At 68.0% G+C, this 13,524-nt stretch carries 16 protein-coding genes; 6 read left to right on the top strand and 10 right to left on the bottom strand.

Going from position 1 to position 13,524, the window contains the following annotated elements; translation table 11 throughout:
* Positions 1-49: 49 nt before the first annotated feature.
* On the bottom strand, positions 50-1,111 hold the full coding sequence (locus C8J24_RS07945; RefSeq protein WP_107932682.1) for an SDR family oxidoreductase: 1,062 nt from the start codon (positions 1,109-1,111) through the stop codon (positions 50-52).
* Positions 1,112-1,228: 117 nt separating this feature from the next.
* On the opposite strand from C8J24_RS07945, the gene C8J24_RS07940 reads away from it, so the two are divergent.
* Positions 1,229-1,651: a winged helix-turn-helix transcriptional regulator gene (locus C8J24_RS07940; RefSeq protein ID WP_107045069.1), complete on the top strand. Its 423-nt coding sequence runs from the start codon at positions 1,229-1,231 to the stop codon at positions 1,649-1,651.
* Between the two features lie 2 nt (positions 1,652-1,653).
* Here the strand turns inward: C8J24_RS07940 and ruvA are convergent, their stop codons facing one another.
* The 5 genes from ruvA to C8J24_RS07915 are packed head-to-tail and all read right to left on the bottom strand — an operon-like array spanning position 1,654 to position 4,277.
* On the bottom strand, positions 1,654-2,253 hold the full coding sequence (gene ruvA / locus C8J24_RS07935; RefSeq protein ID WP_107931593.1) for a Holliday junction branch migration protein RuvA: 600 nt from the start codon (positions 2,251-2,253) through the stop codon (positions 1,654-1,656).
* Entirely contained in the window at positions 2,250-2,756 is a 507-nt protein-coding gene (gene ruvC, locus C8J24_RS07930; protein ID WP_107931591.1) for a crossover junction endodeoxyribonuclease RuvC, read from the bottom strand. Before ruvC ends, ruvA begins: the two co-directional genes overlap by 4 nt.
* Positions 2,753-2,947 carry a hypothetical protein gene (locus tag C8J24_RS07925; protein WP_107931589.1) on the bottom strand — a complete coding sequence of 65 codons (195 nt, stop codon included), beginning with the start codon at positions 2,945-2,947 and terminating at the stop codon, positions 2,753-2,755. Before C8J24_RS07925 ends, ruvC begins: the two co-directional genes overlap by 4 nt.
* A 15-nt stretch (positions 2,948-2,962) precedes the next feature.
* Positions 2,963-3,706, bottom strand: coding sequence for a YebC/PmpR family DNA-binding transcriptional regulator (locus C8J24_RS07920; RefSeq protein ID WP_031395214.1), 744 nt, complete (start codon positions 3,704-3,706; stop codon positions 2,963-2,965).
* A 28-nt stretch (positions 3,707-3,734) separates the two neighbouring features.
* Entirely contained in the window at positions 3,735-4,277 is a 543-nt protein-coding gene (locus C8J24_RS07915; protein ID WP_107931587.1) for a DUF1003 domain-containing protein, read from the bottom strand.
* 113 nt (positions 4,278-4,390) lie between these two features.
* Here C8J24_RS07915 and C8J24_RS07910 point away from each other — a divergent pair, with 113 nt between their 5' ends.
* Entirely contained in the window at positions 4,391-5,854 is a 1,464-nt protein-coding gene (locus C8J24_RS07910; protein ID WP_107931585.1) for a helicase HerA domain-containing protein, read from the top strand.
* Here the strand turns inward: C8J24_RS07910 and C8J24_RS07905 are convergent, their stop codons facing one another.
* The 3 genes from C8J24_RS07905 to C8J24_RS07895 all read right to left on the bottom strand — a co-directional run bounded on the left by C8J24_RS07905 (position 5,855) and on the right by C8J24_RS07895 (position 6,939).
* Entirely contained in the window at positions 5,855-6,139 is a 285-nt protein-coding gene (locus C8J24_RS07905; protein ID WP_107931583.1) for a DUF1294 domain-containing protein, read from the bottom strand.
* An 89-nt stretch (positions 6,140-6,228) separates the two neighbouring features.
* A complete protein-coding gene (locus C8J24_RS07900) occupies positions 6,229-6,471 on the bottom strand; it encodes a DUF2312 domain-containing protein (RefSeq protein ID WP_197975315.1) in 243 nt (80 codons plus the stop codon).
* A gap of 159 nt (positions 6,472-6,630) precedes the next feature.
* Entirely contained in the window at positions 6,631-6,939 is a 309-nt protein-coding gene (locus C8J24_RS07895) for a DUF1244 domain-containing protein (protein ID WP_031440324.1), read from the bottom strand.
* Between the two features lie 80 nt (positions 6,940-7,019).
* On the opposite strand from C8J24_RS07895, the gene pyk reads away from it, so the two are divergent.
* The 4 genes from pyk to C8J24_RS07875 all read left to right on the top strand — a co-directional run bounded on the left by pyk (position 7,020) and on the right by C8J24_RS07875 (position 11,350).
* Positions 7,020-8,483, top strand: coding sequence for a pyruvate kinase (gene pyk, locus C8J24_RS07890; RefSeq protein ID WP_056408891.1), 1,464 nt, complete (start codon positions 7,020-7,022; stop codon positions 8,481-8,483).
* Positions 8,484-8,568: 85 nt separating this feature from the next.
* Positions 8,569-10,623 carry a carbon starvation CstA family protein gene (locus C8J24_RS07885; protein ID WP_107931581.1) on the top strand — a complete coding sequence of 685 codons (2,055 nt, stop codon included), beginning with the start codon at positions 8,569-8,571 and terminating at the stop codon, positions 10,621-10,623.
* Positions 10,620-10,817 carry a YbdD/YjiX family protein gene (locus C8J24_RS07880; RefSeq protein ID WP_107931579.1) on the top strand — a complete coding sequence of 66 codons (198 nt, stop codon included), beginning with the start codon at positions 10,620-10,622 and terminating at the stop codon, positions 10,815-10,817. Before C8J24_RS07885 ends, C8J24_RS07880 begins: the two co-directional genes overlap by 4 nt.
* Positions 10,808-11,350: a biliverdin-producing heme oxygenase gene (locus tag C8J24_RS07875; RefSeq protein WP_107931577.1), complete on the top strand. Its 543-nt coding sequence runs from the start codon at positions 10,808-10,810 to the stop codon at positions 11,348-11,350. Before C8J24_RS07880 ends, C8J24_RS07875 begins: the two co-directional genes overlap by 10 nt.
* A gap of 3 nt (positions 11,351-11,353) precedes the next feature.
* Here C8J24_RS07875 and C8J24_RS07870 read toward each other — a convergent pair whose 3' ends face one another.
* Complete coding sequence (locus C8J24_RS07870; protein ID WP_107931575.1) at positions 11,354-13,480, bottom strand: histidine kinase dimerization/phosphoacceptor domain -containing protein; 2,127 nt, start codon at positions 13,478-13,480, stop codon at positions 11,354-11,356.
* Between the last annotated feature and the right edge of the window lie 44 nt (positions 13,481-13,524).

Here is a 13,524-nt window from a genome sequence, read left to right as displayed (position 1 = left end):
CGCCCCTGTCACCCCGTCGCGCGCGTCCCGCCCGACCGGCCTACCGAATTCACGGGATCAGCCGGTCCGCGCGGAGCTGCGCGAACAGGTCGAAGAACGCGTCGTCGGTCGGCTGATAGCGCGTAAAGCCCATCCGCCGGCTCTTGCCCATGTCGGTGACGACCTCGATCGGCCGGCCGAGATCGGCATCGGTGTGCCACGGCGAGGCGAGGCGCGTGAGATCGACCTCGACCAGCCCCTCGCGCTCGGCGATCCGCTGCCACACGACCGCGTCATCGGCCATCTGCTCCTCGAGCGGCACGACCGTCCCGTCGAACGGCGCCGCCTCGATCCCGAACCATTCGGCGATCCGCGACCACATCCAGCTCCAGCGGAACACGTCGCCATTGACGATGTTGAAGTCCTGGTTCGCCGCCTCGGGCGTCGTCGTCGCCCAGACGAGCTGCGCCGCGAGCTGACGCGCGTCGGTCATGTCGGTCAGCCCGTTCCACTGCGCCGCCGATCCCGGAAAGCGGAACGGCCGCCCGGTCTCGCGGCACAGGGTCGCATAGGCCGCCAGCGTCGTCCCCATGTTCATCGCATTGCCGACCGCCTTGCCGATCACCGTATGCGGACGGTGCACGCTCCAGCTGAAGCCGTCGCGCTCGGCCGCCGCGAACACTTCGTCCTCCTGCGCATAATAGAAATTCTCGACCTCGAGCCGGCCCTGCTCCTCGCGGAACGGCGTCTGCGGCAGCACACCCTTACCATACGCCTCGAACGGCCCGAGATAATGCTTCAGGCCCGTCACCAGCGCGACATGCCGCACCGACTTGGCGGGACGCAGGCCGTCGAGCAGGTTGCGGACCATCGCGCCGTTGACGCGGATATTCTCCGCCTCGGTCGCCTGGCGCGACCAGGTCGAGACGAACACCGCGTCGGGCGCCAGATCCTTCAGCGCGGCGGCGGTACCCGCAGCGTCGCTCAGGTCGGCAGCAACCGGGTGCACGCCGGGCTGGGCGGACGGACGCCGCGCAAGGCCATGGACCGTCCATCCCTGTTCGATCAGCAGCGCCGCCGTCGCGCTGCCGACAATACCGCTCGTGCCAACCACCAATGCCGTCCGGGCCATCGTCATTCTCCGTTTCACTTGAACGCAGTAGCTAGGCATCGCCCGCGACGCGTTCTAGACGGCACCATTCGGGGCCCCGGGCACCTTTCGGGACCCAGTGACGTTCAGGGACCCAGTATGACAACCACGCCCCCCGATCACGATCCTGCCCCCGTGACCGACGACTGGCGTGAGGACTGCGCTCCGCGCCGGGTGCTCGACCTGTTTGCGACCAAATGGACGAGCATGGTCCTCCACACGCTCGACGCGCGGCACGAGGGCGGCGCGCGCACCGGCGTCCTCCACCGCAGCCTGCCCGGCATTTCGAAGAAGATGCTGACGCAGACGCTGCGCGACATGGAAACCAGCGGGCTGATCCTGCGCGACGTGCTCGCGACGATGCCCCCCGCGGTCGAATATAGTCTGACGCCGCTCGGCAGGCGGTTCGTCGAGCCGGTCAATCTGCTCTACGACTGGGGCCGCACCAATGCCGATGCGCTCGACGCGTTCGGCCCCGGCCCCGCGCCCCGCCGGTCCGCCAAACGGCCGAAGACCGACTGAGGCTAGGGCTTCGACGCCTTGCGCAGCGCCAGCCGGACGAGCGCGTCGAGCGTCGCGCCCGGCCCCAGTTCCTCGTCCGCCGCCGCCACCGCGACGCTCGCCTCGGCAGGCCGGAACCCCAGGTTGAGCATCGCCGACACCGCATCCGCCGACGCCCCTGGCGCCGCATTGACCACCGCGGGCCCGAGCCCGAGCGCGATCCCGCCGACCTTGTCCTTCAATTCCATGACGATACGCTGGGCGAGCTTCGGCCCGACGCCGTTCGCGCGCGCGACCATCGCCTTGTCGCCGCTGACGATCGCGCGCGACAGGTCGACGGGTTCAAGCGCGGACAGGATCGCGAGCGCAACCCGCGCGCCGACGCCTTGCACCGCAGTCAGCAACCGGAACCAGTCGCGCTCGTCCGCGCTCGAAAATCCGACGAGCCGCTGGAAATCCTCGCCGACCAGCAGTTCGGTGAAGACGGTGCAGGCCTCGCCGATCGGCCCGAGGGCCGACAGCGTGCGCGCCGACGCGCCGACCAGATAGCCGACCCCGCCGACGTCGATCACCGCATGGTCGATCCCGGTCGAGTCGAGCCGGCCCTTCAGATGGACGATCATGCGCCTACTCCCGTGCGTCGCGACAGCGCCGCCGCGCTCGCGACATGATGCGCATGCGTGATCGCCACCGCCAGCGCATCGGCGGCGTCGGGGCCGGCGAGTTTCGCGCCGGGCAGCAACACCGCCATCATCGCCTGAATCTGTTTCTTGTCCGCGCCGCCGGTGCCGACGACGCCTTTCTTGACGGTCGAGGGGTGATATTCGCCGATATGCAGCCCCGCCCCCGCCGCCGCGAGCAGCACCACGCCGCGCGCCTGCCCCAGCTTCAGCGTCGACTGCGCATTGGCGTTGCCGAGCACCTCCTCGACCGCAGCGCCATCCGGCCGCTCGGCGCGGATCACGTCAAGCAATGCGGAGTAGAGCGCCGTCAGCCGCCGCGGCAGCGCCATCGAGGGATCAGTCCTGATCTGGCCATTGGCGATATGGCTCAGCCGGTTACCGTCCGCACGGATGACACCCCAGCCCGTGGTGCCGAGGCCGGGGTCGAGTCCTAGAATAATCATAGGGAATAAGGTGGGTTCACGCGGAGACGCGAAGACGCGGAGGGGGTGCGCATTTTGCGGCCGTCGCGCGTCAGCGCGACCTTCATGCCGTCGGGCTGGCCGATCGGCGATAGGCCGCTGACGCGGAAGACGAACCCGCGCAGGGCAACTCTCCGCGCCTCCGCGTCTCCGCGTGAAAACACCTTCTTCATCTCAACCCCAACGAATCAACCCAGCGTCTCCATGATCTCGTCCGAGATCTCGTAATTGCCCCACACCGTCTGCACGTCGTCGTCATCGTCGAGCGCGTCGATCAGCTTGAACAACGTCGCCGCATCGTCCGCATCGACCGCGACCATCGTCTGCGGACGCCAGGCGAGCTTCGCGCCCTCGGCCTCGCCGAGCTTCGCCTCGAGCGCCTTGGCGACTTCGTGCAGATCGCCCTGCGCGGTCCAGACCTCGTGCCCGTCCTCGCTCGACGTCACGTCCTCGGCGCCCGCCTCGAGCGCTGCCTCGAACACCGTGTCGGCATCGCCCGCGCTCGCCGGATAGGAGATCAGCCCGACGCGGTCGAACGCATGGCTGACCGACCCGCCGGCACCTAGGTTACCGCCATTCTTGCCGACCGCGACGCGCACGTTGGTTGCGGTACGGTTGCGGTTGTCGGTCAGCGCCTCGATGATCAGCGACACGCCGCCCGGCCCGAAGCCCTCATAGCGGATCTCTTCGTAATTCTCGGCATCGCCGCGGCTCGCCTTGTCGATCGAGCGCTGGATGTTCTCCTTGGGCAGCGACGCCGCCTTGGCCGCGTTCACCGCGGCGCGCAGGCGCGGGTTCATGTCAACATCGGGCAGGCCCATCTTGGCCGCGACCGTGATTTCCCGGCTGAGCTTGCTGAACGCCGACGAGCGCTTCTTGTCCTGCGCACCCTTGCGATGCATGATGTTCTTATATTTGGAATGGCCTGCCATCTGTGCCTCTATAGCTGATGCGCCGCTCTTAGGCTCCGGCACCCGATTTCGCCAGAGCATCGATTTTTCCCTCAATCGCGTCGAGCCGCGCGAGCACCAGATGGTCGATCTTGTGATGCACGCGCAAAATGTCGAGCTCGGCGCGAAGATTGGTCTCGTAATCGAGGCTCGCGGCGAGCCGGTCCTTCGCCGATTGCCGGTTCTGGCTCATCATGATGATCGGCGCCTGGATCGCCGCGACCGTCGACAGCAGCAGGTTGAGGAAGATGTAGGGATAGGGATCGAACGCCGCGTTGAAATGGGTGAGGATGTCCGAATTGAGGATCATCCAGCCGAGCAGCACCGCAGTGAACGCGATGATGAACCCCCACGACCCACCGACCGCCGCAACCCGGTCCGATAGCCGCTCGCCGAACGTCGCGCGTTCGTCGGCCAGGTCGGCGGCGTCGCGACTGACCGTGGTCCCCGCCTCGATCCCCGCGAGCACGCGGCGCTGCTCGTCGTTGAGCTCGCCGGGGGGCTTGCCGAGCAGGCGGTGCGAGAGATCGTCGAGCGGAGAGGATGTAGCCATGGCGAAAGGCGTAACCGCGATTGCGGATTAAGCCAGCGCGCAAAACCGCGCTTGCGACGAGACCCGCGAAAGACTCCTTGCCCCGATGCGCCCGCACCTGCCAAACGCGCGGCATGACGGTTAGCGTGAATATGGGCACCGACGGCAATGGTACGGCCGTCGGCGTCGACCTGGAGGAACTTCTCGCCACGCGCCTGCTGGTGCAGGGCAATTCGGGATCGGGAAAATCGCATCTGCTGCGCCGCCTGCTCGAACGGTCGGCGGGGCATGTCCAGCAGATCGTGATCGATCCCGAGGGCGATTTCGTGACGCTCGCGGGCCCGCATGGCCATGTCGTGATCGAGGCGGGCGACTATAGCGAACGCGAGATCGCGCGCATCGCCACCCGCCTGCGCGAACACCGGACGTCCGCGGTGCTCAGCCTCGAGGGACTCGAGGTCGAAGGGCAGATGCGCTGTGCCGCGTCGTTCCTCTCCGCGCTGTTCGATGCCCCGCGCGAGCATTGGTATCCGGTGCTCGTGGTCGTCGACGAAGCGCAGATGTTCGCGCCCGTCACCGGCGGCGAAGTGTCCGAAGAGGTACGCCGTGCCTCGCTCGCGGCGATGACCAACCTGATGTGTCGCGGCCGCAAGCGTGGTCTCGCCGGCGTGATCGCGACCCAGCGTCTGGCGAAGCTCGCGAAGAACGTCGCAGCGGAAGCGTCGAACTTCCTGATGGGCCGCACCTTCCTCGACATCGACATGGCACGCGCCGCCGATCTACTCGGCATGGAGCGGCGTCAGGCGGAGGCGATCCGCGACCTCCAGCGCGGCACCTTCATGGCGCTCGGCCCCGCGGTCTCGCGCCGCCCCATCACCGTGAAGATCGGCGACGTCGCCACCTCGGCGCGCAGCGGCAGCCCCAAGCTGACCCCGCTGCCCAGCGCCGCGCCGATGGACCTGCAGGACCTGCTCTCCGAGCCCGTGGTCGACGCGCCCGAACTCGGCCTGCTCTTCGATTCGCGGCCGCGGCGCGTGCCGGCGGAAGAACTGCTCGACGGTATCGCCCGCCCGCCCGAGCCGCGCACCGCCGCGCCCCCGCCGCCCGAGAAGACCGACGACGAGGTCGAGGCGGTCTATGCCGACGTGTTCCGCGCGATCGTCGAGGATCCCGAATCGATGCTGCGCCCGCCCTCGGTGCTGTTCCAGGATTTCCAGGTGCGATGCCGGATGGGCGGCCTCGCCAAGCCCCCGCTCGATCTGCCGGGCTTCGTCCGCCGGCTGAGCTGCGCACGCGCCGGGATCTTCGACATGACCGACGAGGCGTGGACCGCGGCGCTCGATGTCGCCAGCGGGCTGCCCGACGACATGCTCGGCGCGTTCCTGCTGGTCGCACGCGCCGCACGCGAGGGCGAACCCTGCCCCTCAGACGCGCGCATCGCCGCGACCTATGGCACCAGCTCGCTTGGCCGGGTGAAGCGCCTGATCGGCTATATCGAGAGCCGCAACCTGATCGTCTGCCGCACAGACCTGGCGGGCAAGCGCTCGATCACGATCCCGGGACTCGGCTGGACGACGCTGCCGGCAGAGGCGGCTTAATTAGAACGCGAAAGCGAAGACCAGTCCGGCGACCACGCCGATCTGCACGATCGCGATCATCTGCAGCCGGCCGACGAACGGCTGCTTGCGGGTCTTGTGGCGAAAACGACGGCGCGCCCAGAAGGCGCCGGGGCTGCCACCGAGCGCTGCGAACCAGAGCAAACGGGATTCGGGGATGCGCCATGCGCCGCCGCGCGATCGGCGCTTGTCCAGCGCGAACGCGGCGACCGTGACCGCGTTGATCAACAGAAACAGAAATGACGCCGCAGCGATCGATACGAGCATGGCTCACCGGTACCGCGTCGACGTTGACGCGGCGTCCACCCCGGCGTCGATGACGCATCGCGAGGGAGACACCGCGCAGAGACCGATCCTCAGATCATCCCCAGTGCCTGGAGGTACACTTCGAGGATCGCCTCCTCCTCCTGATATTCTTCCTTCTTCTTCTTGCGGATCGACAGGATCTTGCGGATCGCCTTGGGGTCGTAGCCACGACCCTTGGCCTCGGCCATCACGTCCTTGATGTCGTCCGCGATACCCTTCTTCTCTTCTTCGAGACGCTCGGCGCGCTCGATCAGCAGGCGCAGTTCGTCCGCTGCGACCGCGCCGCCGCCCATGCCGTGTTGGCGTTCGTCCGTCATGATACTCGTCCCCATTCGCTCGAAACACAGACCCGCATGCGGCGACCGGGGTCCAAGGACCGCCGATGAATCGCGCCGCTGCAAGTGCGGCGCCGCGTCTAGGCGGTAACCGTTCGCGGCTCAAGCGACCCCGGGTCAGACGACCGCATTCTTGGCGACGCTGGCCTTCATCCGCTCGAGCTGCTCGGGCGTGGCGTCGCCTTGGTGCTGCGCCTTCCACTGCGAATAGGGCATGCCGTACACAGCCTCGCGTGCCGCATCCTTGTCGAGACCACCGGCCTCCTCGACCCAGTCGGACAGGCAGTTGCGGCAGAATCCCGCCAGACCCATCAGGTCGATATTCTGCGCATCGTCGCGGTGGCGCAGGTGGCGGATCAGCCGGCGAAAGGCCTGCGCCGCTACGGCATCGTCGAGTGTGTCCAGCGTGTCGCTATCGTGGTTCATTCGTATGCTCCGTAGTTGATCCCACCGAGATAGGGTTTAAGGCCCGTGGCGGCAAAGACCTCCCCCAGGAAACGCAACGCATGACCATGGCCATCGCACCCCGCTCGCGCAAAGTCCGCATCCTCGCGACGCTAGGCCCTGCCAGCAGCACGCCCGAGATGATCGCGACGCTGTTCCGCACCGGCGCCGACGCGTTCCGCATCAACATGAGCCACGGCGACCAGCAGTCGAAGATCGCGGTGATCCAGGCGATTCGCGCGCTGGAGAAGCAATATCGTCGTCCCTCGACGATCCTCGCCGATCTTCAGGGTCCCAAGCTGCGCGTCGGCAAGTTCGACGGCGGCCGCACGGTGCTCGAAACCGGCTCGACCTTCGTGCTCGACCGCGACACGACGCCGGGCGATGCGACCCGCGTCGAGCTGCCGCATGACGAGATCTTCGCCGCGATCGAGCCGGGCGCGCGCCTGCTGCTCGACGACGGCAAGCTGGTGCTGCGCGTCGTCTCGCACAGCCCGCGCGAAATCACGACGCGCGTCGAGGTCGGCGGTGCGCTGTCGAACAACAAGGGGCTGAACGTCCCCGACGTCGTGCTGCCGATGGCCGCGCTGACCGAGAAGGACCGCAGCGATCTCGACTTCGCGGTCGACCAGGGCGTCGACTGGATCGCGCTGTCGTTCGTACAGCGTCCCGAGGATCTGTGGGAGGCACGCAAGCTGATCGGCGGCAAGGCCGCGCTGCTCGCAAAGATCGAGAAGCCCGCCGCGATCGAGCGGCTCGAGGAGATCGTCGAGGCGTGCGACGGCGTGATGGTCGCGCGCGGCGATCTTGGTGTCGAAATGCCCCCGCAGGCGGTGCCGCCGCTGCAGAAGCGCATCGTCGAGGTGTCGCGCCGCATGGGCCGCCCGGTCGTGGTCGCGACTCAGATGCTCGAATCGATGATCACCTCGCCCTCGCCGACGCGCGCCGAGGTCTCGGACGTCGCGACCGCGGTCTATGACGGTGCCGATGCGATCATGCTCTCGGCGGAAAGCGCCGCGGGTGCATGGCCGGTCGAATCGGTCGCGATGATGGACGCGATCGGCGTGTCGGTCGAGGCGGACCCGGAGCACGGCGACCGCATGCACTTCACCGTGATGAAGCCCGATCCGACGACGGCCGACGCGCTGGCCGAGGCGGCGAAGAACATCGCCGCGACGGTTTCAGCGGTCGCGATCATCTGCTTCACCACCTCGGGCTCGACCGCGCGCCGGATCGCGCGCGAGCGGCCCTCGGTGCCGCTGCTGGTGCTGACGCCGAGCCAGGACACCGCGCGCCGTCTCGGCCTGTTGTGGGGCACGCATGCGGTCCACACCCGCGACGTCGAGTCGTTCGAGGACATGGTCGCCAAGTCGAAGCGCATGGCGCTGCGCCACGGCATGGCGAAGGCGGGCGACCGCGTGATCGTGCTCGCGGGCGTGCCGTTCCGTACGCCGGGCTCGACCAACGTGCTGCATGTCGTGCGGATCGTCGGCGACGAGCTGAAGGGCCACCACTCGCAGGTCTGAGGCGGCTCCCCCTAGCGCTCCCCCCTAGCGCTCCCCCGCCAAATCCGCGATGGCTGGTACACGGACCGGACGGGGGAGCAACCGCATGACGTTACGCGAAAAGATCGGCTGGGGTGCGATGAGCCTGCTCGGGGCGTGCGCGCTCGCGGTGGTCGCGTTCCAGCGCGGCGAGCATGTCAACGCGCTGTGGATCGTCGCCGCATCGGTCTCGGTCAACCTGATCGCCTATCGCTTCTACGCCCGCTATATCGCGCGCAACGTCATGCAGCTCGATGCGACGCGCCCGACCCCGGCGATCCGCCGCGCGGACGGGCTCGATTATGTCGCAACCGACCGCAACGTCCTGTTCGGCCACCATTTCGCGGCGATCGCCGGCGCCGGACCGCTGGTCGGGCCGGTGCTCGCGGCGCAGATGGGCTATCTCCCCGGCACGCTCTGGATCCTCGCCGGCGTCGTGCTGGCGGGCGCGGTGCAGGACTTCATGATCCTGTTCATCTCGATGCGCCGCGACGGCCGCTCGCTCGGCGAGCTGATCCGCATGGAAATGGGCGCAGTGGCGGGCACGATCGCGCTGATCGGTGCCTTTGCGATCATGGTCATCATCCTCGCGGTGCTCGCGCTGATCGTCGTGCGCGCGCTCGCGGGCAGCCCCTGGGGACTGTTCACCGTCGCGGCGACGATCCCGCTTGCCTTCGCGATGGGGATCTACACGCGCTGGATCCGTCCGGGGCGCATCGGCGAGGTCTCGATCCTCGGCGTCATCGGGCTGCTGCTCGCGATCGTCTATGGCGGCCAGGTCGCCGAATCCGCCTTCTGGGGCCCGGTCTTCACGCTGACCCCGGTCCAGCTGTGCATCCTGATGGTCGGCTATGGCGCGGTCGCGTCGGTGCTGCCCGTCTGGCTGCTGCTCGCGCCGCGCGATTACCTGTCGACCTTCCTCAAGATTGGCGCGATCGTCGCGCTGGCGATCGGCATCGCGGTCGTCGCACCGCCGCTGCGTATGCCCGCGCTCACCAAGTTCATCGACGGCAGCGGTCCGGTCTGGTCGGGCGGGCTGTTCCCGTTCCTGTTCATCACGATCGCCTGTGGTGCAGTCTCGGGCTTCCACGCGCTGATCGCCAGCGGCACCACGCCCAAGCTGATCGCCAGCGAGGGTGACGCGCCCTTTATCGGCTATGGCGCGATGCTGATGGAGAGCTTCGTCGCGATCATGGCGCTGGTTGGTGCGACGATCCTCGATCCCGGCATCTATTTCGCGATGAACAGCCCCGCCGCGGTGCTCGGGACCGACGCAGCGTCGGCGGCCGCCGCGGTCACCAATATGGGCTTTGCGATCACGCCCGAGGCGCTGGCGCAGGCCGCACGTGATGTCGGTGAGACCACCATCATCAGCCGCACCGGCGGCGCGCCGACGCTCGCGGTCGCGATGGCGGAGATCTTCAGCAACCTGATCGGTGGTCAGGCGATGGAGGCGTTCTGGTACCACTTCGCGATTCTGTTCGAGGCGCTGTTCATCCTGACCGCGGTCGATGCCGGCACGCGCGCCGGCCGTTTCATGCTGCAGGACCTGATCGGGCTCGTGGTGCCGTCGTTCCGCAACGCCTCGGCGATCGGCCCGGGCATCGTCGCGACCGCGCTGTGCGTGACCGCCTGGGGTTTCTTCCTCTATCAGGGCGTGACCGATCCACTCGGCGGGGTGAACACTTTGTGGCCGCTATTTGGCATCTCGAACCAGATGCTCGCCGCGGTCGCGCTGATCCTGGCCACGGTCGTGCTGTTCCGGATGAAGCGCCAGCGTTATGCCTGGGTGACGATCCTGCCCGCCGCATGGCTGTGCCTGTGCACGATCACCGCGGGGCTGCTGAAGCTGTTCTCGAGCGATCCGAAGGTCGGCTTCCTCGCGCATGCGTCCAAGTTCGCGGACGCTGCAGCGCGCGGCGAGATCCTGGCGCCCGCCAAGACGATGGCGGAGATGCAGCGGATCATCTTCAACGACCGAATCGATGCCGCGCTGATCGCGCTGTTCCTCGGCGTCGTCGTCTCGATCCTCGCCTTCGGCATCCGCAGCTGCCGCGCAGCGCTGAAGGTCGATCGCCCGACCGTGACCGAAGTTCCGCCCATGCTGGTCCCGGCCGAATGACGCCGCGCATCCGGCATCTGCTGGCACGCGCGCGGGAGACCGCGCTGATGATGGTCGGCCAGCCCTCCTACGCCGCCTATCTGCAGCACATGGCCGAGCATCACCCCGGCCATGCGGCGATGGATCCCGCGGCGTTCTTCCGTGACCGCGAACAGGCGCGCTACGGCGGCAAGGGCGGTGGCCGATGCTGCTGAACGACCCGCCACGTTCGATTGTCGCCGCGCTGCGCGGCGCGACCGGCGGCGATCACGACCGCGTCGACACCGCCTATGGCGACTTCGACCTCGCCGCGCCCGACAGCTATCGTGCGTTCCTCCATGCGCACGCGCTCGCGCTTCCTGCAGCCGAGGACGCGCTCGCCGCCGTCCCGGGCCTGCCCCACTTCCGCGCCCGCACGCCCCTCCTCGCCGCCGACCTCGCGGCGTTGGGCAAGACGATGCCGCCACCGCTGCCCTTCGCGCTGCCCGCGGGCGAAGCCGCCGCCTGGGGCGCGCTCTATGTCGTGGAGGGGTCGCGGCTCGGCGGCATCATGCTTGCGCGCACCGTGCCCGACGGGCTGCCGACCACCTATCTCGGCGCGCGGCATCTGTCGGGCGAATGGCGCGAGCTGCTCGGTGCACTCGACCGCGCCGCGACACTCGCTGGAACAGACACGTGGATCGACGAGGCGATCACCGGCGCGCGCGCGACCTTCGACCTGTACCGCCGCGCCGCCGCCGCGCGCTAAGCCTCAATCCTCGATCGGGGCGGTCATGATCACGCGTAGCCCGGGCATGTTGTCCTGCTGCGCGATCGATCCCGACAGACGTCCGACCACCGCGTTCATCATCCTGCTGCCGAACCCGACGCGCGTGCCGGTCTGACCAACGCCCTTGTCCGCGACGATCAGCCGGATCTGATTGCGATATTGCTCGAGCGCGATCAGGATCGGGCCGGGCTGCCCGCCATAGGCATATTTGCTCGCATTGATGACGAGCTCGGTCAGGATCAGCCCGACATTGACCGCACGGTCGGTCGGCATCAGCACGGGCGCGAGGTCGAGCCGCATCTGCGCGCCCCACTCCTGGCCCAGCGTCCCCTTCATGTCGCCCGCCAGTTCCTCGAGATAGCGCGCGAGGTCGACCGACTGGACCTGGTCGTCGCGGTACAGACGCCGATGCACCAGCGCGACCGCAGACAGCCGTGCCTGCGCCTCGGCAAGATGCGCGGTGACGTTGGCGTCGCCCGCCGCCTTGGCCTGCAGTGCGAGAAACGCGGAGACCATCTGCAGGCTGTTCTGCACACGGTGATTGACCTCCTTCATCAGGACGTCCTTCTGCTCGATCAGCACGTCCTTTTCGGCCAGCGTCCGCTGCAATTCGCGGTTGAGCGCGCGCATCCGGTTGCTCGCATAGCTGTCGTGGAACATCCGACGCAGCCGATAGCCGGCCTCGATCTCCTCAAGCGACCAGCGCCGCGATTCGCCGCGCACCTCTTCGGTCCATGACGCGAACGACGTGCGCGGCGTCAGCTGTTCGGCGGGATCGCCCGACGTCGCCTTATGCGGATTGCCTGCCCATTCGATCTCGGTGATCCGCTCGGCGCGGAACCACAACAGCACCGCGCCCTCGTCGATCAGCGGCATCGCAAGCAGCCCGCTCGCCGTCGACCGATAGCGTTCCGCAGGCGGGTAGAGCGTCGACAGCGCATGCGTTGCAACGATGTCGCCTGTCCCGCGGCTGCGGATCCACTCGACCAGGTCCAGTACGTCTCTGTCGTCCGGACACTGGCCGTCGCGCTGCACCGCGCCGTGCTGGACGAGCGCGAAGCCGTCGCTCGCCAGCATCCGGCGCAGGTCGTCGCCGACCGCCGCCGCGGTCCGCTGTGCGCTGCCCTCGGTGGCCATCTTGAGCACGACGACGTCTTCCACCGACCGCAGCCGCAGGCGTTCGCGGTATCCCTCGGCCTCCTCCTTCGCGCGGATCTGTCGGGCGAGGCTGCTCGCCAGCGTGCTCGCGGTCGCGCGGATATCGGGCGCCAGCGTCCGCGGCGTCATGCTGTGGCAGGCGATCATCCCCCACAACAGCCCGTCCTTGACGATCGAGATCGACGCGGACGCCGCGACGCCCATGTTGGTCATGTAGCGCAGATGGATCGGCGACACGCTGCGCAGCGCGACGTCGCTCAGATCGAGCCTCTCGAACCCAGCAGGGCGCAGGATCGCGGGTGTATAGACCGCATGCGGGATCGCGCGCGTCCGGTTACGGACATACAGCGCGCGCGCCTGTTTCGGGATGTCGGTCGCAGGAAAATGATGGTTGAGGAAGCTGTGCAACGCGGGATCACGATCCTCCGCCATCACGCGCCCGGATTCATCGTCGAGAAAGCGATAGACCATGACGCGGTCGAACCCGGTCAGAGTCCGGAACGCGACCGCCGCCTGCTCGCACAGCGCCTGGAGATTGCCCGATCGCTCGAACGCGGTCGCCATCGAATCGAGCCAGCCGAGCACGGTCGCAGCGCTCGACGGCGCCGTCGTGGCGGGTTCGAGCTCAACGAGGACGTGTTCCTCGCTCGCATGCAGGACCATGTGGAACTGCTCGCTGGTACCTGCGACCAGCGTGCCGACCGCGGCGCCGATCATGCTCCCGCGCCCCGACCGCTCCGCCAGCAGCGCGGTGACGTCCTGGCCGATCAGCGTCGCGAGGTCCGCGCCCAGCCAGTCGGGGGTCAGCCGCGTCTCGATATCGCCCGCGCCCGCAACGACGCGCAGGCTTTCCGCATCGGCGACGAGCAACAGCCCGTGCGGCTGGATCGCGCCAGGAATGTGTATGGGCTCCCGATCGCAGGCCGTAAGGTCCAACGCGGTATCAGTCACAGATGATGGGCCTTTCCGTCAAGCCGCGACCATGTCGTTTCGCG

Origin of the sequence: Sphingomonas aerolata (assembly GCF_003046295.1) — a bacterium.
Classification (GTDB): Bacteria; Pseudomonadota; Alphaproteobacteria; order Sphingomonadales; family Sphingomonadaceae; genus Sphingomonas; species Sphingomonas aerolata.
This window is presented reverse-complemented; position numbering and strand designations above follow the sequence as displayed.